The organism is Belnapia sp. (assembly GCF_059504005.1).
On sequence record NZ_JCACHU010000150.1, the window covers coordinates 45,391 to 62,535 of the forward strand.

Consider the following 17,145-nt stretch of genomic DNA (forward strand, 5'->3'; position numbering starts at 1 on the left):
GCCTCCTGTTCGAACCATGCGCAAGCCGGCAGCCGCCAGCCGATGGGTCGCGCAAGGGTAGCGGACCTGCGCGGCTGTTCGGTCTCGGTGCTGCCGGGGATTGGATGTCTGGGCCGCACGTCGATCCGACGAACGGTATGATACCGCGGGCTCAAAGTCCGCGACAATAGCAACTTTCCATCAGGCGCTAACGGTAGAATACCGGCTGAGTACAAACGCAAGCAGACGGGTTCCGGCACAGGTGCGTTACTTGCCGGGGCCCGCCATCAAGATCTTGCGACATCATCACGAAGGCGGCCGCGCCACGCCCGCCCCGTCAGCCGAGCCGGTGGCTCAGGCGCCGATCGACTTGATCCGCGCCGAGAGGCGGGAGAGCTTCCGCGCCACCGTGTTGCTGTGGAGTACGCCCTTGGTGGCCGCGCGCTGCAGCTCGGGCTGCGCCGACTTGAAGGCCTCCTGCGCCTGCGCCTTGTCACCCGAGGCGATGGCGGTCTCCACCTTGCGGAGGAAGGTCCGCACCCGCGAACGCCGCGCACGGTTGCGGATCGTCCGCTTCTCGGTCTGGCGGATGCGTTTGCGGGCGGAAGCCGTGTTCGCCATGGGGCTGTATCTTCAACTCAGGCAGGGGTGAAAGCAGGTCCGCAGGCCCCGGCCAATGGCCCGGGCTGCGCGAGGAAGGGGCTTCTACCCCCGCCTCGCGCGCCACGTCAAGCGAGCGAAGCCCTTCTAGCGATTCCTGAAATTGGGCTTCCGCTTCTCGGCGAAGGCCGCCATGCCCTCCTTCTGGTCCTCGGTGGCGAAGAGCGCCTGGAAGGACCGCCGCTCGAACTTCACCCCCTCGGCCAGCGTCGTCTCGAAGGCGCGGTTGACGGCCTCCTTCGCCACGGCGACGGCGGGGGCCGAGAGCGAGGCGATCTTCTCGCCCACCCTCACCGCCTCGGCCACCACCTCGGCCGCGGGCACGATGCGGGCGACGAGGCCGGAGCGCTCCGCCTCGTTCGCGTCCATCATCCGCGCGGTCAGCACCAGGTCCATCGCCTTCGCCTTGCCGATCGCCCGCGTCAGCCGCTGCGTGCCGCCCGCCCCGGGGATGACGCCGAGATTGATCTCCGGCTGGCCGAATTTGGCGGTCTCGGCCGCGATGATCATGTCGCACATCATCGCCAGTTCGCAGCCGCCGCCGAGCGCATAGCCGGCCACCGCCGCGATCACCGGCTTCTGGACGTAGGTGACCGCCTCCCAGCGCTTGCCGATGAAGTCGTCGAGATAGACCGCCGGATAGGTGCGGGACTGCATCTCCTTGATGTCGGCGCCCGCGGCGAAGGCGCGCTCGCTGCCGGTGATGACGATCGCCGCCACCTCCGGGTCGGCATCGAAGCCGCGCAGCGCCTGGCCGAGCTCGTCCATCAGCTGGTCGCAGAGGGCGTTGAGCGTCTGCGGCCGGTTGAGGCGGATCACCGCCACCCGTCCCTGCCGCTCGGTCAGGATCATCTCGTACTCGGCCATGCCCGCATCCTCCATTCTGGGGGCGGAGGATATCAGCGCTGAAGCCGCGGGCAATAAAAGCTGGCCCGGCCCGCCTGGACGATGCGCCGGATGCCCTCGCAGCCCGGCGGCCCGGGGCAGGCCTCGCAGGGCAGGCCCTCCCGGTCATAGACCTTGAACCGCTCCTGGAAGAAGCCGATCCCCCCATCCGCCTGGACATAATCCCGCAGCGAGGAGCCCCCGGCCGCGATGCTCTCCTCCAGCACCGCCTTGATCGCCGGCACCAGCCGCACCGTCCGGGCGCCCGCGACGCTCGCCGCCGCCCGCCGCGGCGAGATGCGCGCCCGGTAGAGCGCCTCCGACACATAGATGTTGCCGAGCCCGGCCACGACCTTCTGGTCGAGCAGCGCCGCCTTGATCGGCGTCTGCTTCCCCGCCAGCGCCACGCTCAGCACGGCGGGGGAGAAGGCCTCCTCCAGCGGCTCCGGCCCCAGCCCGGCCAGCAGCCGGTGGCCGTCCTCGCCCGCGGTCGGCACCAGGTCGACGCTGCCGAAGCGCCGCGGATCGACGAAGCCGACCCGGATGCCCTCCTCCGTCTCCATGGCGAAATGCTCGTGCAGGACCGGCTCGTTCGGCAGTTCGGCGGCGCGGCGCGCCACCATCCGCCCCGACATGCCGAGATGGATCAGCACGGAATCCCCGCCTGAGAGCCGCATCAGCATGTACTTGGCCCGGCGGCGGAACCCCTCCACCCGGCTGCCGGCGAGGCGCGCCGCCAGCCCCTCGGGGAAGGGCCAGCGCAGGTCCGGCCGGCTGATCGAGGCCGCGCGGATCACCTGCCCCTCCAGCACCGCGGCCAGGCCGCGCATCACCGTCTCGACTTCCGGCAATTCAGGCATAGGTTCCGTGCCGCCCCCAAGGGGCCTATGGTGCCCGCCGCATGACCGAACGCAACACCCCCCCCGACGAGACCATCGACTTCGGCTTCCGCGAGGTCCGCCGCGAGGAGAAGGCGGGCATGGTCCGCCAGGTCTTCGACAGCGTCGCCCCCCGCTACGACCTGATGAACGACCTGATGTCGCTCGGCCTGCACCGCGCCTGGAAGTCGGCCTTCGTCGCCGCCATCGGCGCCTCGCCGCGCGAGGCCCTGCTCGACCTCGCGGGTGGCACCGGCGACATCGCCTTCCGCGCGCTCGAGGGGGGCGCCGGCCGCGTCATCCTCTCCGACATCAACCCCTCCATGCTGCAGGTGGCGCAGGGCCGGGCGCTGGATCGCGGCCATGCCGCCCGCCTCTCCTTCCTCTGCGCCGATGCCGAGCACCTGCCGCTGCCCGACCGCAGCGTGGAGAAGGTCTCGATCGCCTTCGGGCTGCGCAACTGCACCGACAAGCCGGCTGTCCTCCGCGAGGCCCGCCGCGTGCTGCGGCCCGGCGGGCGCTTCCATTGCCTGGAGTTCAGCCGGGTCGAGGTCGCGGCCCTCGCCCCGCTCTACGATGCTTGGTCCTTCCAGGTCCTGCCCCGCCTCGGCGCCCGCATCGCCCGGGATGCCGAGAGCTACCAGTACCTCGCCGAGAGCATCCGCATGTTCCCCGACCAGGAGGCGCTCGCCGCCATGATGCGCAAGGCGGGGCTGGAGCGCGTCACGCACCGCAACCTCTCGGGCGGCATCGTCGCCATTCATACCGGCTGGCGGCTGTAACCGTCCCCACAGCAACTGCTAGCCATGCTGTGAATGAGCAGATGACGGCTCCCGGGAGTTTTCCACTCATTCGGGGGACGCAGCGCGCCAATATCCCATCTCTCATGCTGCGCTGCAAAAAGAGCTAACGTATACTAAATACGAGTAGGGGGACCCGTGGCCCCAGGGCGCACGGGACGGAGTCGTCAAGGGGGGCACTGCACCCATGAACCATCAGCCAGAGGCCGCCTTGCGCCTCGACCCATCCGCCGAGCCACGTCGCATGCCGGCAGCCGATACCTCCGCCTTGCCCGAGGGCTGGATCAGCCTGCCCGATTGCCTGCTCGAGCCCCGCCCGGTGGCGGGCGTGCCCGCCACCACGATCCTGGTGCCGATGGCGCTGCTGCACCCGGAATTCGGCGTCGCCCTGCTCGGCGTGCCGGGCGCCGTCGCCGAGGCCGCCGCCGCCGCCTTCCGCCAGCGGCTGGAAGATGCCCGCTTCCCCGCCATCTTCCCCGGGCACCTGCCGGTGGTGACGCTGGCCATGCTGCCCGGCGAGCCGCTCAACCTCCGCCGCCGCCTCGCCGCCGCCTTCGCCGCCGTGCCGCCGCTGAACCTGGCCGGGGGCGATGGCTGGATCACCCTGGTGAGCCGCCTGCTGCAGACCCGCCCCCTGATCCGCCCGCCCGGCCCGCGCCGCATGCGCCCCGCGGCGGCCGATCCCGTCGTCGCCGATGCCGGCCTGCCCTGGCGCAGCTTCGCCCCCCTGCTCGGCCTCGCGGGCGGCGGCCTGCTGATCGGCCTGCTGGTCGGGCTCAGCCAGCAGCCCTCCGCCCCGGCGGAGAGCGGCACGGAGGCGGCCCCGCGCCCCGTCGCCAGCGCCCCCCCGCCGCCCCGGGCCGAGGTGCCCGTGCCGGAGCGGCCGCCGGAGCGGCTGCCGGAGCGCCAGGCCGCGCTGCCGTCGCCCCCGCCCCCGGCCGTTCCGGCGCCCCCGGCTGCCGCGCCGCCCGCGGTGGAGCCCGCTCCCGCTCCCGCCCTGCCGCGCGTGCTGGTCCGCTCGGCCGCCAATCTGCGTGCCGGCCCGGACAGCGGCGCCCCCATCCTTCGCACCGCCCCGCGGGGCGAGGCCTTCCGCGTCCATGGCGAGGCCCGCGGCGGCTGGATCCAGGTCGGTGGCACGGCGCCGGAGGGGTGGATCCATTCCAGCCTGCTGACCGAGCCCTGATCAGGCGACCTCGAGCGGCAGCACCCCCTGCCGCCGGCGCCGCCTGTCGAGCCAGCGCATCGCCGGCGTCACCGTCATCCCGTGCAGTCCGACCGAGATCAGCACCGTCAGGCTGATCACCGCCCAGAGCTCGCCCATCTCCGGGAAGGCCGCGGCATTGGCCGCGAAGGCCAAGTAGTAGAAGCTGCCCAGGCCCCGGATGCCGAAGAAGGCGATCGCCGCCCGCTCCGCCATCGGCTGCGGCGTGCCGAGCAGCGAGAGCATCCCCGCCGCCGGCCGCACCACGAAGATGAAGGCGAGCGCCGCCGCCACCCCCGTCCAGGTGAGCGGCCCCAGCACGCCGCCCGCCACCGCCCCGCCGAACAGCACCAGCAGCACCATCATCAGCAGCCGCTCGGTCTGCTCGGCGAAGTCGTGCAGGCGCTCGTGGTAGTCATGGTGCCGCTCCGCCGCCCGCATCGCGAGCGCCGCGACGAAGACGGCGATGAAGCCGTAGCCATGCACGACCTCCGTCAGCCCGTAGGCGAGGAAGGTCGCCCCCAGCGCGACGAAGCCGTCGCCCGTGCGGGACAGCTTCGCCCGGTTCGGCATGCGGAAGGTGAGCCAGCCCAGCAGCCGGCCGATGGCCCAGCCGGCGCCAACCCCGGCGGCCAGCTTCCACAGCACATCCACCCCGATCCAGTGCGGCAGCCAATCCCGCGGCGCCAGCCCGACCGCGGCAAGGCTCACCGCGAGGTTGACGAAGGGAAAGGCCAACCCGTCATTCAGCCCGGCCTCGGCGGTGAGGGTGAAGCGCACCTCGTCCTCCTCGCCGGAGCGCGGCGGCCCGACCTGCACGTCCGAGGCGAGCACCGGGTCGGTCGGCGCCAGCGCCGCGCCCAGCAGCAGCGCCGCCGGCAGGCCGAAGCCGAGCCCCCAATAGCCGATGCAGGCGATGCCGAGGATCGAGACCGGCATCGCCACCCCCAGCAGCCGCCAGGTCAGCCGCCAAGTCTGCCAGGCGAAGGGCCGGTCGAGCTTCAGCCCCGCCCCGGTCAGGGCGACGATCACCACCAGCTCCGTCAGCCGCTCCGCCGTGTTCGGATAGGTCAATGGGTCCGGCGTGTCGCCGTTGGAGAGGCCGAAGGCGGTGAAGCCGCAGGCGATGCAGAACATGGGCAGCGAGAGCGGCAGCTCCCGCAGCACCATCGGCAACCAGGCGACGAGAAGGATGAGCGCACCGGTGCCGATCAGCAGAACGATATAGGGATCCATGCCTTTCCAACGCCCGAGGCCTCGCCGGTTGCCCTCGCCGGTTGCCCTCGCCCCCGGGGGCGCCATAAGCCTCACCGGGTGGAACGGAGGGGAAGGCCATGCAGGTTACGGTCCTGGGTGCCGGCGCGGTCGGCGGCTGGCTGGCGGCGGGCCTGGCGCGGGCCGGCTGGCCAATCTCGGTCCTCGCCCGCGGCGCCAGCCTCGCCGCCCTGAAGGCCCATGGCCTCGTCCTCCTCGACGGCGACCGGCGCGAGGCCTTCCCCGTCGTCGCCGCCGGGGATCCGGCCGGGCTGCCCCCCGCCGACCTCCTGCTCCTCGGCCTGAAGAGCCATGACCTGCCGGCCGCCCTGCCGCTGATCGAGCGCCTGATGGGCCCGCGGACCCTGGTCGCCACCGCGCAGAACGGCCTGCCCTGGTGGTTCCTCGACGGCTTCGGCGGCCCCGCCCAGGGCCTCACCCTGCAATCGGTCGACCCCGGCGGGGCCCTGGCCCGGGCCATCCCCGTCGGCCGCGTGCTGGGCGGCGTCGCCCATGTCGGCAGCCGGGTGGAGGCCCCGGGCACCATCCGCCTGATGAAGCAGGACCGGATGCTCTACGGCGACCCCTCCGGCCGCCATCCCGGCCCGCTCGCCGCCCTGGTCGGGGCGCTCCGCCGGGGCGGCATCCCGGCCGAGCCGGCCGGACACCTCCGCCGCGAGATCTGGCTGAAACTCTGGGGCAATTCCAACATGAACCCGCTGAGCGCCCTCAGCCGCGCCGACATGCAGGCGATGCTGGACGATGACGGCATCCGCGGGCTGGTCGAGGCGATGATGGCGGAGATGGCCGCCCTCGGCGACCGCATCGGCCTGCCCACCGGCCAGGGCATCGCCGAGCGCATGGCGGTCACCCGCCGCCTCGGCCCCTTCCGCACCTCGATGCTGCAGGACCTGGAGGCCGGGCGGCCGCTCGAGCTCGGGCCCGTGCTCGGCGCGCTGGTGGAGCTCGCCGGGCATCTCGGCCAGCCGGTGCCGATGCTCGCCGCCGTCCACGGCCTGACCCGCCTGCTCGCCCGCAACCTCGGGCAGGGCTGAGGCGGGCCGGGACGGCTACTGCTTCGGCGTCTCGTCCGGCGCGTCGGTCGAGCGCCAGTCCTCGAGCCCGGTCCGGTCGCGCCGGGTGGGGAAGATGTCGATCGGCCCGCCCAGCTGGGAGGCCCGCTCGTTGAAGTCGCCGGGCTGCGCATCGCCGGGCCCGATCGGCCGGTCGATGGTGCCGCTGGCGCGCTCGGTCGGCCCGGTCTCGTTTGATGCCTTGTCGTCCGGTGTCTTGCGTTTGTCGGTCATGCCCGGCCAACGCGGCCGCGCCGGGGCCGGTTCGCCTGGCCTCCGCTCCCTTCCGGTGGGACAATGGCCGCCGCCATGGGGGAGGGCAGGGATGCAGGGCAGGCTGGTGATCCTCGGCGCCGGCGGGCATGGCAGAGCCTTGATCGAGCTGGCCCGCGACCTGCCCGGGATCGAGCTGGCCGGGCTGGTCGATGCCGCGCCCCGCGCCCGGGAGATGCTCGGCCTGCCCATCCTCGGCGACGAATCCGCGCTGCCCGGCCTGCTCGCCGCCGGCACCCGCCTCGCCTGCGTGGCGATCGGCGATGCCGCGGCCCGCCTCGCCGCCGCCGCCCGGCTGGAGGCGATGGGCTTCGCCCTGCCGCCGCTGGTCCACCCTTCCGCGATCATCGCCCGCAGCGCCCGCATCGGCCCCGGCGCGGTGGTGCTGCCGCGGGCCGTGCTCGGCGCCCTGGCGGAGGTCGGGCGGCTGGCCATCGTCAACACGGGCGCCATCCTCGAGCATGACGCGGCGGTGGGCGAGGCGGCGCATATCGGCCCCGGCGCGGTGCTCGCCGGCGGCGTCCGGGTCGGGGCGCGGAGCCTGGTCGGCGCCGGCGCCGCCTGCCGGCCCCATGCGGTGATCGGCGCCGATGCGGTGGTCGGCACCGGCGGCGCCGTCATCGCCGACATCCCCGACGGCGCGGAGGTCGGCGGCGTGCCGGCGCGCTCGCTGGCATGAGCGCCGGCCCGCCCCCCAACCCGCCCGCCAGCCCGTCCCCCTACCCGCCTCCTGGCGCCTTCACCCGCGCCGGCTTCCGCCGCGGCGCCCTGGCCGCGCTCGGCCTGACCCTCGGCCTCGCCCCTTTCGGCCTGGTCGTCGGCATGGCGGCCGATGCCCGCGGCCTCTCCCTGCTCGAGACCCTGCTGATGAGCGGCCTCGTCTTCGCCGGCACCTCGCAGCTGGTGGCGCTGGAGCTCTGGTCGGACCCGGCCCCGATCCTCGCCGCGACGTTCGCCGCCCTCGTCATCAACCTGCGCATGGCGCCGATGGGCGCGGCGCTCGCCCCGGCGCTGGACCGGCTGAGCGGCCTCCGCCTCTGGGGCACGCTAGCGGTGCTGGTCGACAACTCCTTCGCCCTGATGGTGACGGAGATCCGCTCCGGCCGCCGCGACGCCGCCTTCCTGCTCGGCGCCAGCCTCGCCATGTGGGCGGTCTGGATGGCGACGACGCTGGCCGGCCACCTCTTCGGCGCCGCGGTGCGGCTGCCGCCGGGCCACCCGGTCTTCTTCGCCTCGGTGGCGGCGCTGATGTCGATCCTGGTCCCGCTCTGGCGCGGGCGGTCGGACCTGCTGCCCTGGTGCGTCGCCGGGGTGCTGGCGCTGGGCGCCCAGGGGCTCGGCCTCGGCGCGCCCTGGCCGGTGCTGGCGGGCGCGCTCGGCGGGGCGGCGGCCGGCGCGGCGCGGGACAGGCGCCGCGCCGGCGCGCGGGAGCAGGGACGCGCATGACCCTCCGCTGGGAGGTGCTGGCCGCCATCCTCGGCATGGTGGCGGCGACCTTCCTCTGCCGCGCCGGCGGCTATGCCATCCTCCGGGTGACGCGGCCGCCGCCCTTCATCCAAGCGATGCTGCAGCACCTGCCGGGCGCGATCTTCGTCGCCTTCCTCGCCCCGGCCCTGGCTCAGGGCGGCTGGCAGAGCTGCGTCGCGGGCGGGGTGGCGCTGCTGGTCCAGGCGCGGCTCGGCCGGATGGCGGTGTCGATCCTCGCCGGCGTCGGCGTGCTTTGGCTGCTGCGGGGCGGCTGAGCCGGTTGTCAGAACTCCATCCGGCCGAGCGGGATCGGCGCCATCGGCCCGGCGATGACCTTGGTCGGCGAGGCTGTCGTCGCCAAGTTGGTGGCGATGGAGGCAAGGCCGAGCTTCGCCTCGATCTTCTGAGCGATCCGCTCGGTCGGGATCTTGAAATGCCGGACTGCTTCCTCGGCATTCTGCAGCACGTACCGGACGCCGGCCTGGATGTCCGTGTTGTCCACGGTGACCGTCAAATCCGCTCCCTTGATCGCCGCAGAGGTACGCTGCTGAACCACGCCGAGGCTGTTCTGCACCGCGTTCGACAGCATCTCCGCCAGCTGGCGGTTCTTGACCTGGGCGTTGATCAAGAAGGTGGCCACTGCCCCGATAACCGGGATCAGCAGGTCGGCCAGGGCCTGGACCAGCGGCGCGAGGTCGATGGCCGGGGTACCGGTCTGTGCAGCCGCCGGCCCTGCCAGGACCGCCGGCAAGATGGCGAGCGTGACCGACTGAAGACGAGGCATGGTACAACCTCCAATCGACGAGCTGCGATACTGGGGCGCTTCTTGCCATTGGACCACATGTTGGGCACATGGCTCGAAAGACCCAAGCAATGGTAGATTATCATGCGGTCAAGCCGCGATGACATTGCCGGGTCGATTGTCGCAGCCGTGTCGCAAGATCGGAGTTCAGCGATGGTGGTGGCCCATGCCCTCCATGCCGTGGATCATGCCCAGATCCACCGGCACCGCCGCCGCATCGCCCGCGTAGGACGCCGTCACCGCCCGCATCAGCGCGATCTCCTGGCTCTGGTCGGTGACGATGTCGACGTTCATCAGCGCGAGGAAGCCGTTCCGCGCCGCCGGGTTGGCTTGGTAGGCCCGCGCCATGTCGAGCGCCGCCTGGTGGTGCGCCGACATCGCCTTGGCGAACTGCACGTCCCGCGCCGTCACCGGCCCCGCCGCGTCGAGCAGGCCGGGGATCGGCGAGCGCATGAAGCCGTCCTGCTGCGCCACCCCCTCGGTTGCCATCGGCTGCAGGGCGAGCCCCCCGAGCCGCAGCGGCGGCCGGTCGAGGTTGCGCGCCACGTCGTCGAGCAGCCTGATCTCGAAGGCCTGGTTGCGGATGATGGCCTCGGCCAGGCGCCGCAAGGCCGGGCTCCGCGCCTCCGGGTCGGCGAGGTAGTCCCGCGCCATGGTCAGCGCGCCCGCATGGTGCGGCCGCATGCCGCGGATATAGGCCCGGTCGGCCTCGGCCGCCGCGGCATCCGCCGGCCCGTACCAGGTGCTCGGCACCGGCGCGCCGCCAGGCACGTAGCCCTCCTCGATCGCCGCCCGCGCCGGCAGGGCCGAAAGCAGGGCGAACCCGGCCGCCGCCAGCCTCATCCATGGGGAACGCATCACAGTCCTCCCTCCCTCGAAGGACCGCTGAGATGGGGCTTCCTACAATGGGAAGGTCAAGGGCCGGCCTGCGCCGCCAGGTAGCCCGCCACCGCCGCCCGGTCCGCGGCCTCGCGCAGCCCGTTGGCGCCCATCCAGAGGCCAGGGAACATCGCCTCCGGATCGGCGAGGAAGCGCTCCAGCATCGACGCATCCCAGCGCTGCCCGGCCTCGCCCGCCGCCTGCAGCACCGGGGAGTAGTCGAAGCCCGGATCGCCGCCGACCCGCCGCCCGACCACCCCGCGGAGATTGGGCCCCGCCCCCGGCGGCGCCCCCGCCGCCACGGCATGGCAGGTGATGCAGTGGCGCCGGAACACCGCCTCGCCCTCCGCCGCCGCGGCCGGCAGGGCGAGCGGCAGCAGCAGCGCCGCGGCCAGCGCCCTCACAAGCCGTACTGGATGCGGAGGATCCGGTCCGTGCCGCTCTCGCCGCCCCAGGCCTCGCCCGGCACCCCGTCCATCTGCCGGATGTTGGCGCCCGCCTTGTCGGAGGGAAAGGACAGGAAGCTCTCATCCGCCGGGTCGAAGCGCACCACGGCATTGGCGGCGAAATCCGTCAGCCAGACCTTGTCCGACGGATCGACCCAGACCGAATAGGCCCGCGGCCGCTGCCCCGGCAGGCGCCAGACCTTCCAGGACCCGTCGCGCGGGTCGTGCATGGAGACGTTGCCGCTGTTCCACTCGCTGATCCAGAGCCGCCCGGCGCTGTCGGACCAGACCCGCCGCGCCCCCTGGTTCGGCGTCGGCGGCTCGACGATCCTGACGCGCCCGCTCTCCAGGTCCTCGATCTGCGCCAGGTGGTTGCCGGCGAGCGAGACATACCAGAGGCCGCCCCCCGGCGTCCGGGTGATGCCATAGGCGCCGGGGCCGCGCGGCGCTTCCCAGACCTGCATCGCCTCGCTCTTCGGGTCGAGGCGGCCATAGACGCCGTTCTGCCCGGTAAACCAGTAGCGCCCTTGCCAGTCGAAGACGCCGGTGTTCAGGTTGGCATTGGCGAAGCGCTCCGGCAGCCGCCAGAGCTGCACCCGGTGGTCGGCGGGGTCGACCCGGGCGATGGCGTTCTGCCCGCCCTCCGTCACCCAGGCCGCGCCGTCCGGCCCGCGGATGACGCCATGCGGCGCCGCCCCCTCGCCAAGCCTCACCACGCGGATCGAGCCGTCGCGCGGGTCGAGCCGGTTCAGCGTGCCGTTGCGCTGGCCGCAGAACCACATCGTCCCGTCCCCCGCCGCCGTCACGTCGCGGGAGCCGACGCGGCCGCTGCCCGGCGTCGCGGCGTCGAACCAGGTGAGGCGGTAGCCGGGCGGCACCGCGGCCGCGGCGCGCCCCGCCGGCAGGGCGAGGGCAGCGCCGAGGGCCAGGAATTCACGACGTTGCATCGTTCCAACCTCCGCATTGCGCGGGGGTAACCCTAGCACCCGGCCCGTGGCCCTGTCGCGGGCGGCCTCACTCCGCCGCGCGGACCTCTCCCTTCTTCCCGGCTGCCTTCGGCGGCGCCTCGGCCTCCGCCTCCTCCGGCGGCCTTGCCGAGCGCTCGAGCGGCGCCAGCGCCTGGTGCGGGATGTTGATTCCCATCTCGTAAAAGCGCCGCTTCACCCGGCGCATCAGCTCCCGCTGCACCGGCCAGCGCTGCGTCGGCTCGGTGCGGACGCGCCCGCGCAACTGCACGCCGACCTGGCCCAGGCTGTCGACGCCCCAGAAGTCGAACTCGTCGCGGATCGCCGTCTTGAACCGCGCCTCTCCGCGCATCTCGGCGACGATCTCCTTGATCGCCGCCCCCGCCCGGTCCGTATCCGTCTCGTAGGCGACCAGGATGTCGACCATGGCGAAGGCGAAGTCGCGAGTGCTGTTGGTCACCGTCGTGACCGTCGAGAAGGGCACGATGTGGATCGAGCCGTCGCCGTCGCGCAGCTTGATCGAGCGGATCGAGAGGTGCTCGACGACGCCGCCCTTGCCGCCGACATTGACCACGTCGCCCACCGCGACAGCATCCTCCAGCAGCAGGAAGACGCCGGTGATGACGTCCTTCACCAGCGTCTGCGAGCCGAAGCCGATGGCGAGACCCACGACGCCGGCGCCGGCCAGCAGCGGCGCCACGTTGAGGCCGAGCTGCGACAGCGCGTTCAGCACGACGAAGACGAGGATGAAGACGCCGAGCACCGTGCGCAGCATCGGCAGCAGCGTCCGTACCCGCGCGCTGCGCGCCGCATGGCTGTCGCGGGCAAGGCGCGTCAGCCGCCGCTGGATGGAGGAGTTGGTCACCTCCCACACCACCAGCGCCAGCGCCAGCGTGCAGGCGATGTTGAAGAGCGTCTGCACCAGCCGGTTGCCGAGCGTCCCCACGGAGAACCAGGCGAGCGCGCCGAACCCCCAGGTCTCCAGCAGCAGGACCACCGCCGCGGCGCCGGTCAGCACGGAGACGGCGGCCCGCACTGGCGGCACATAGGTAGCCGCCCGCGCCGGCAGCCCCGACCAGCGCCGGGCGAGGTCGCTCCCCGGGTCGAGCAGCCGCTCGGTCAGGCGGATGAAGCCCTCGTCCAGCGCCTTGGCGACGCCGACGATCAGCAGCGTCAGCCCCGTGCCCCAGAGCAGCCGGTGGAAGCCGTTCTCCAGCGCCAGCGCCCAGACCGCCCAGCCGGCCACCAGCCAGAGGATGACCATGACGTGCCAGGTCTCGGCCAGCCGGTTGCGGAGGGCCCGCAGCGTGAGCCGCGTCCGGTCCGGCACCTCGTCCGGCTCGAGCGGCTTGGCCCGCAGCGCGGAGGCCACGGCCTCGCGCTGCTGCAGCACCAGCCGCACCAGCAGCAGCGAGTTGATCAGCAGGGTGACGTTGATGATCGCGTCATAGGCCGCCCAGGGCAGGCCGAGGAAGAGCCCCGCCTCCGCCAGCACGTAGCCGCCGACGCCGACCAGCATCAGTCGCCGCAGCCAGCCGATGCTCGCCGCCGCCGCCTCCTGCGAGCAGGGGATCAGCCGCAGGTGGTTGGAGGCCGGCGAGAGCAGGGCGCGCGCCAGCGCGAAGGCCGCGCGGGAGCCCATATAGACATGGGCGATCATCAGCCCGACCAGCTTCGTCGTCGGCAGCGGCTTCACCAGCCCGAACAGCCCGTAGACCGTCAGCCCGAAGGCCGCGATCGGCACCAGGTCGAGCAGCAGCCGCAGCAGCACCAGCGGCAGGCGCCGCAGCCAGGTCCAGCTTTCCTGCTCGCCCGGGGCTGCCGCGTCCAGCCAGCGCCGGAGCCGGCCGAAGGCGCGCATCACCAGCCGCTCGGCGAGCAGGCCGAGCCCGACCAGCAGCACCAGCTTCCAGGCCGCGTCGAGGATGCGGGTCTGCGCCACCGGGTCCTGCGCGAGCTGGCTTGCCGCCTCCCACAGCGCCGGCAGGTCTGCCATGGACTGAATCGCGCTCAGGACGTTGTCGGCGACGGTGCCGATCCGTCCCGACAGGCCGCTCAGCAGCTGCGCGCCGACCGTGTTGGGCGCGATCAGCGGCGCGGCTGGCGCCTGGTCGGCCGGAGCGGCCGCCGGGGCCGGTGCGGCAGGCGTGGCCGCCTGGGGCGGCGGGCTCGCCTCGGCCCCCTCCGCCTCGGCGGGCGGGCCGGCCGGCTGCGCCGCGGGGGTGGCCAGGCGCTGCGCCGGCGGCAGGGAGCCTTCGCCGGCCGTCCCGCCATGCGCCCGGCTTGCCGCCGCCAGCGCCTCCAGCGTGCGCAGGAACTCCGCCCGCCGCCCCGGGTCCTGCAACAAGGAGGTCAGGCGGCTGATATCCTCGGCGTTGAGGCTGGCCGCCGGCGCCACGGGCTGGGCCGGGCGTGGGGAGGCAGCCGGCGCGGGCGCCTGGGCCAGGGCTGGGCCCGCCAGCAGGATCAGCAGCGCAGGGATGATGCGGAACAAGCTCATGGGCCCGGCAGCAACCCGATCCACTGCCCCGGGTCAAGCACGGAGCGCGGGATTGTAACCCGGGCCGGACCGTCTAACTGGGGGAGATGAAGACGATCCTGACCATCCTCGTCGGCATCGGCATGCTGGCGACGCTCGGCACCTTGTTCGCCGGCATGCTCGGCCTGGCGCGCGGAGACGGCAGCGGCGGCCGCTCCAACCTGCTGATGCGCTGGCGCGTGCTGATCCAGGGCATCACCCTTGTGTTGTTTGCCCTGCTTCTGGCGGTTTCCCGCCATTGACCCGGCTTTGACAGGCCGCGCCGCGCGACCCTATTTTGCCGCGGATTTCTAGGGGGCACGGCCCCCATGAGGATCGGTCCGGGGGCAGGTCCGTGCCACGCCCCCGCGATCGGCTCCGCTGCCCGTACGGGGCGCCGGGGGAACCATCAACAGCACGCAGGAAACGGCAGAGGCGATGAAGCTCCTCGTCCCCGTCAAGCGGGTCGTCGACTACAACGTGAAGGTCCGCGTGAAGGCGGATCATACCGGCGTCGAGACCGCGAACGTCAAGATGTCGATGAACCCCTTCGACGAGATTGCGGTCGAGGAAGCGGTGCGGCTGAGGGAGAAGGGCGCGGCGACCGAGATCATTGCCGTCTCCGCCGGCCCCACCGCCTGCCAGGAGCAGATCCGCACCGCGCTCGCCATGGGCGCCGATCGCGGCATCCTGATCGAGCATGACGGCGTGCTGGAGCCGCTGGCGGTCGCCAAGCTGCTCAAGGCCGTCATCGCCAAGGAGAGCCCGGACCTCGTCATCCTCGGCAAGCAGGCGATCGACGACGACATGAACGCGACGGGCCAGATGCTGGCCGCGCTGCTCGGCTGGGCGCAGGGCACCTATGCCTCGAAGGTCGAGCCGGCCGAGGGCGGCATCAAGGTCACCCGTGAGGTCGATGGCGGGCTCGAGCGGCTGCAGCTCAAGCTGCCGGCCATCATCACGACGGACCTTCGCCTGAACGAGCCGCGCTACGCCTCCCTCCCCAACATCATGAAGGCGCGCAAGAAGCCGATCGAGACGCTGAAGCCGGCCGATCTTGGCGTCGACGTCTCGCCGCGCCTCACCGTCCTCAAGGTCGAGGAGCCGCCGAAGCGCCAGGCCGGCAAGAAGGTCGGCTCGGTCCAGGAACTCGTCGACAAGCTGCGCAACGAAGCGAAGGTGATCTGACCATGACCGTTCTGGTTCTGGCCGACCATGACGGGTCGGCGGTGACGCAGCCGACCCGCAGCGCTGTCGCGGCGGCGAGCAAGCTCGGCGAGGTGACGGTGCTCGTCCTCGGCCCCCGCGCCGTGGCGGAGAGCGCGGCCAAGGTCGCGGGCGTGGCGAAGGTTCTCCACACCGAGGACGCGCTCTACACCAACGGCCTGGCGGAGCCGCTGGCGGCGCTGCTGGTCTCGATGGCGGAGGGCTACTCGCACCTGCTCGCCCCGGCCTCGGCCGCCGGCAAGAACGTCATGCCGCGGCTGGCAGCGCTTCTCGACGTGCAGGTGATCTCCGACATCGCCGAGATCGTCGATGCCGACACCTTCGTGCGCCCGATCTATGCCGGCAACGCGATGGCGACGGTGAAGTCCTCCGACCCGAAGAAGGTCATCACCGTCCGCGCCGCGAGCTTCGACCCGGCCCCGGCCGAGGGCGGCAGCGCCGCCATCGAGGCCGCGCCGAAGGGCGAGGATCCGGGCCTTTCCAGCTTCCTCGGCGCCGAGATCGTCAAGTCCGAGCGGCCGGAGCTGACGGCGGCGAAGGTCGTCGTCTCCGGCGGGCGCGCCATGGGCTCGGCCGAGAATTTCCACATCATCGAGAGCGTGGCCGACAAGCTCGGCGCGGCCGTCGGCGCCTCCCGCGCCGCGGTCGACGCCGGCTACGCGCCGAACGACCACCAGGTCGGCCAGACCGGCAAGATCGTGGCGCCGGAGCTCTACATCGCCGTCGGCATCTCGGGTGCGATCCAGCACTTGGCGGGGATGAAGGACAGCAAGATCATCGTCGCCATCAACAAGGACGAGGAGGCGCCGATCTTCTCGGTGGCCGATTACGGCCTGGTCGGCGACCTGTTCAAGGTGATGCCGGAGTTCGAGTCCGAGCTGGCGAAGAAGTAGGCCATGGCGGAGGTGAAGAAGCTCGGCGTCATCGGCGCCGGGCTGATGGGCAACGGCATCGCGCATGTCGCGGCCCTCTCCGGCGTGCCCGTGGCGCTGGTCGACGTGAACCCGGCGGCGCTCGAGCGCGCGCTGGCGACCATCGGCAAGAACCTCGACCGCCAGGCCTCGAAGGGCGGCATCCCGGCCGGGGCCAAGGGTGAGGCGCTGGCGCGCATCGCCGCCGGCACCGACTATGCCGCCTTCGCCGACTGCGACCTCGTCATCGAGGCGGCGACCGAGAACGAGGAGATCAAGAAGAAGATCTTTGCGAGCGTCTGCCCGATCCTGCGGCCGGACGCGATTCTCGCCAGCAACACCTCCTCCATTCCGATCACCCGCCTCGGCGCCGCGACGGACCGGCCAGGCCGCTTCGTCGGCATGCACTTCTTCAACCCGGTGCCGATGATGAAGCTGGTGGAGGTCATCCGCGGCCTCGCCACGGAGGATGCGACGGTCGCGGCCGTCACCGCGCTCGCCGAGCGGATGGGCAAGACGGTGGTGGCAGCGGCCGACTACCCGGCCTTCGTCGTCAACCGCATCCTCTGCCCGATGCTGAACGAGGCGATCTTCGCGCTGATGGAGGGCGTGGGCGACGTGGCGGCGATCGATGCCGGCATGAAGCTCGGCGCCAACCATCCGATGGGGCCGCTCGAGCTCAGCGACTTCGTCGGGCTGGATACGCTCTACAGCGTGCTCAAGGTGCTGCATGAGGGCCTGGGCGACCCGAAGTACCGGCCCTGCCCGCTGCTCGCCAAGTATGTCGAGGCCGGCTGGCTCGGCCGCAAGTCGGGCCGCGGCTTCTACGACTACTCGACCACGCCGCCGACGCCGACGCGGTGACGGCGGAACCTTCCGCGGCTTTGCCGCGGAAGGATGCCAGGCGCTTTGGCCTGTGCCGCC

20 protein-coding genes are annotated in these 17,145 nt (G+C 72.5%); 10 read left to right on the plus strand and 10 right to left on the minus strand.

The window, feature by feature from the left end; translation table 11 throughout:
• Positions 1 to 333: 333 nt before the first annotated feature.
• The 3 genes from rpsT to mutM all read right to left on the minus strand — a co-directional run bounded on the left by rpsT (position 334) and on the right by mutM (position 2,384).
• Entirely contained in the window at positions 334 to 600 is a 267-nt protein-coding gene (rpsT, locus tag AC5JJ1_RS21775) for a 30S ribosomal protein S20 (RefSeq protein WP_495787209.1), read from the minus strand.
• Between the two features lie 126 nt (positions 601 to 726).
• Positions 727 to 1,506 (minus strand): enoyl-CoA hydratase, encoded by a 780-nt coding sequence (locus tag AC5JJ1_RS21780; protein WP_495787210.1) that lies wholly within the window; start codon positions 1,504 to 1,506, stop codon positions 727 to 729.
• Positions 1,507 to 1,538: 32 nt separating this feature from the next.
• Positions 1,539 to 2,384 (minus strand): bifunctional DNA-formamidopyrimidine glycosylase/DNA-(apurinic or apyrimidinic site) lyase, encoded by an 846-nt coding sequence (gene mutM / locus AC5JJ1_RS21785; RefSeq protein ID WP_495787211.1) that lies wholly within the window; start codon positions 2,382 to 2,384, stop codon positions 1,539 to 1,541.
• Between the two features lie 41 nt (positions 2,385 to 2,425).
• On the opposite strand from mutM, the gene AC5JJ1_RS21790 reads away from it, so the two are divergent.
• Both AC5JJ1_RS21790 and AC5JJ1_RS21795 read left to right on the plus strand, forming a co-directional pair.
• A complete protein-coding gene (locus AC5JJ1_RS21790; protein WP_495787212.1) occupies positions 2,426 to 3,184 on the plus strand; it encodes a class I SAM-dependent methyltransferase in 759 nt (252 codons plus the stop codon).
• Positions 3,185 to 3,446: 262 nt separating this feature from the next.
• Entirely contained in the window at positions 3,447 to 4,388 is a 942-nt protein-coding gene (locus tag AC5JJ1_RS21795) for an SH3 domain-containing protein (RefSeq protein ID WP_495787213.1), read from the plus strand.
• Here the strand turns inward: AC5JJ1_RS21795 and AC5JJ1_RS21800 are convergent, their stop codons facing one another.
• Positions 4,389 to 5,642 (minus strand): cation:proton antiporter, encoded by a 1,254-nt coding sequence (locus AC5JJ1_RS21800; protein WP_495787214.1) that lies wholly within the window; start codon positions 5,640 to 5,642, stop codon positions 4,389 to 4,391. It lies immediately after the preceding gene.
• Between the two features lie 98 nt (positions 5,643 to 5,740).
• Between AC5JJ1_RS21800 and AC5JJ1_RS21805 the strand changes: the two genes are divergently transcribed.
• Positions 5,741 to 6,715 (plus strand): 2-dehydropantoate 2-reductase, encoded by a 975-nt coding sequence (locus tag AC5JJ1_RS21805; RefSeq protein ID WP_495787215.1) that lies wholly within the window; start codon positions 5,741 to 5,743, stop codon positions 6,713 to 6,715.
• A gap of 15 nt (positions 6,716 to 6,730) precedes the next feature.
• Here AC5JJ1_RS21805 and AC5JJ1_RS21810 read toward each other — a convergent pair whose 3' ends face one another.
• Positions 6,731 to 6,967, minus strand: a complete 237-nt coding sequence (locus AC5JJ1_RS21810; RefSeq protein WP_495787216.1) for a hypothetical protein — start codon at positions 6,965 to 6,967, stop codon at positions 6,731 to 6,733.
• Positions 6,968 to 7,058: 91 nt separating this feature from the next.
• Here AC5JJ1_RS21810 and AC5JJ1_RS21815 point away from each other — a divergent pair, with 91 nt between their 5' ends.
• From AC5JJ1_RS21815 to AC5JJ1_RS21825, 3 genes are read left to right on the plus strand one after another with little or no spacing between them, the layout of a single operon-like run.
• Complete coding sequence (locus tag AC5JJ1_RS21815) at positions 7,059 to 7,685, plus strand: NeuD/PglB/VioB family sugar acetyltransferase (RefSeq protein WP_495787217.1); 627 nt, start codon at positions 7,059 to 7,061, stop codon at positions 7,683 to 7,685.
• Positions 7,682 to 8,452, plus strand: a complete 771-nt coding sequence (locus AC5JJ1_RS21820; protein WP_495787218.1) for an AzlC family ABC transporter permease — start codon at positions 7,682 to 7,684, stop codon at positions 8,450 to 8,452. Before AC5JJ1_RS21815 ends, AC5JJ1_RS21820 begins: the two co-directional genes overlap by 4 nt.
• Positions 8,449 to 8,748 (plus strand): AzlD family protein, encoded by a 300-nt coding sequence (locus AC5JJ1_RS21825; RefSeq protein ID WP_495787219.1) that lies wholly within the window; start codon positions 8,449 to 8,451, stop codon positions 8,746 to 8,748. The genes AC5JJ1_RS21820 and AC5JJ1_RS21825 overlap by 4 nt, the downstream gene beginning before the upstream one ends.
• Positions 8,749 to 8,756: 8 nt before the next feature.
• Here the strand turns inward: AC5JJ1_RS21825 and AC5JJ1_RS21830 are convergent, their stop codons facing one another.
• From AC5JJ1_RS21830 to AC5JJ1_RS21850, 5 genes are all read right to left on the minus strand, one after another.
• Positions 8,757 to 9,224 (minus strand): hypothetical protein, encoded by a 468-nt coding sequence (locus tag AC5JJ1_RS21830; RefSeq protein WP_495787220.1) that lies wholly within the window; start codon positions 9,222 to 9,224, stop codon positions 8,757 to 8,759.
• 198 nt (positions 9,225 to 9,422) lie between these two features.
• Positions 9,423 to 10,133, minus strand: coding sequence for a DUF305 domain-containing protein (locus AC5JJ1_RS21835; protein WP_495787221.1), 711 nt, complete (start codon positions 10,131 to 10,133; stop codon positions 9,423 to 9,425).
• Positions 10,134 to 10,189: 56 nt separating this feature from the next.
• Positions 10,190 to 10,558, minus strand: a complete 369-nt coding sequence (locus tag AC5JJ1_RS21840) for a c-type cytochrome (RefSeq protein WP_495787222.1) — start codon at positions 10,556 to 10,558, stop codon at positions 10,190 to 10,192.
• Positions 10,555 to 11,547 (minus strand): Vgb family protein, encoded by a 993-nt coding sequence (locus AC5JJ1_RS21845; protein WP_495787223.1) that lies wholly within the window; start codon positions 11,545 to 11,547, stop codon positions 10,555 to 10,557. Before AC5JJ1_RS21845 ends, AC5JJ1_RS21840 begins: the two co-directional genes overlap by 4 nt.
• Before the next feature lie 67 nt (positions 11,548 to 11,614).
• Complete coding sequence (locus AC5JJ1_RS21850; RefSeq protein ID WP_495787224.1) at positions 11,615 to 14,065, minus strand: mechanosensitive ion channel domain-containing protein; 2,451 nt, start codon at positions 14,063 to 14,065, stop codon at positions 11,615 to 11,617.
• A gap of 86 nt (positions 14,066 to 14,151) precedes the next feature.
• On the opposite strand from AC5JJ1_RS21850, the gene AC5JJ1_RS21855 reads away from it, so the two are divergent.
• The 4 genes from AC5JJ1_RS21855 (at position 14,152) to AC5JJ1_RS21870 (ending at position 17,085) form a co-directional block, all read left to right on the plus strand.
• Entirely contained in the window at positions 14,152 to 14,346 is a 195-nt protein-coding gene (locus tag AC5JJ1_RS21855; protein WP_495787225.1) for a twin transmembrane helix small protein, read from the plus strand.
• 175 nt (positions 14,347 to 14,521) lie between these two features.
• Positions 14,522 to 15,271 carry an electron transfer flavoprotein subunit beta/FixA family protein gene (locus tag AC5JJ1_RS21860; protein ID WP_495787226.1) on the plus strand — a complete coding sequence of 250 codons (750 nt, stop codon included), beginning with the start codon at positions 14,522 to 14,524 and terminating at the stop codon, positions 15,269 to 15,271.
• A gap of 2 nt (positions 15,272 to 15,273) precedes the next feature.
• The gene (locus AC5JJ1_RS21865) at positions 15,274 to 16,203 is read left to right on the plus strand and encodes an electron transfer flavoprotein subunit alpha/FixB family protein (protein WP_495787227.1); all 930 of its coding nucleotides are present in this window, start codon (positions 15,274 to 15,276) and stop codon (positions 16,201 to 16,203) included.
• 3 nt (positions 16,204 to 16,206) lie between these two features.
• A complete protein-coding gene (locus AC5JJ1_RS21870) occupies positions 16,207 to 17,085 on the plus strand; it encodes a 3-hydroxybutyryl-CoA dehydrogenase (protein ID WP_495787228.1) in 879 nt (292 codons plus the stop codon).
• The last annotated feature ends 60 nt before the right edge of the window (positions 17,086 to 17,145 follow it).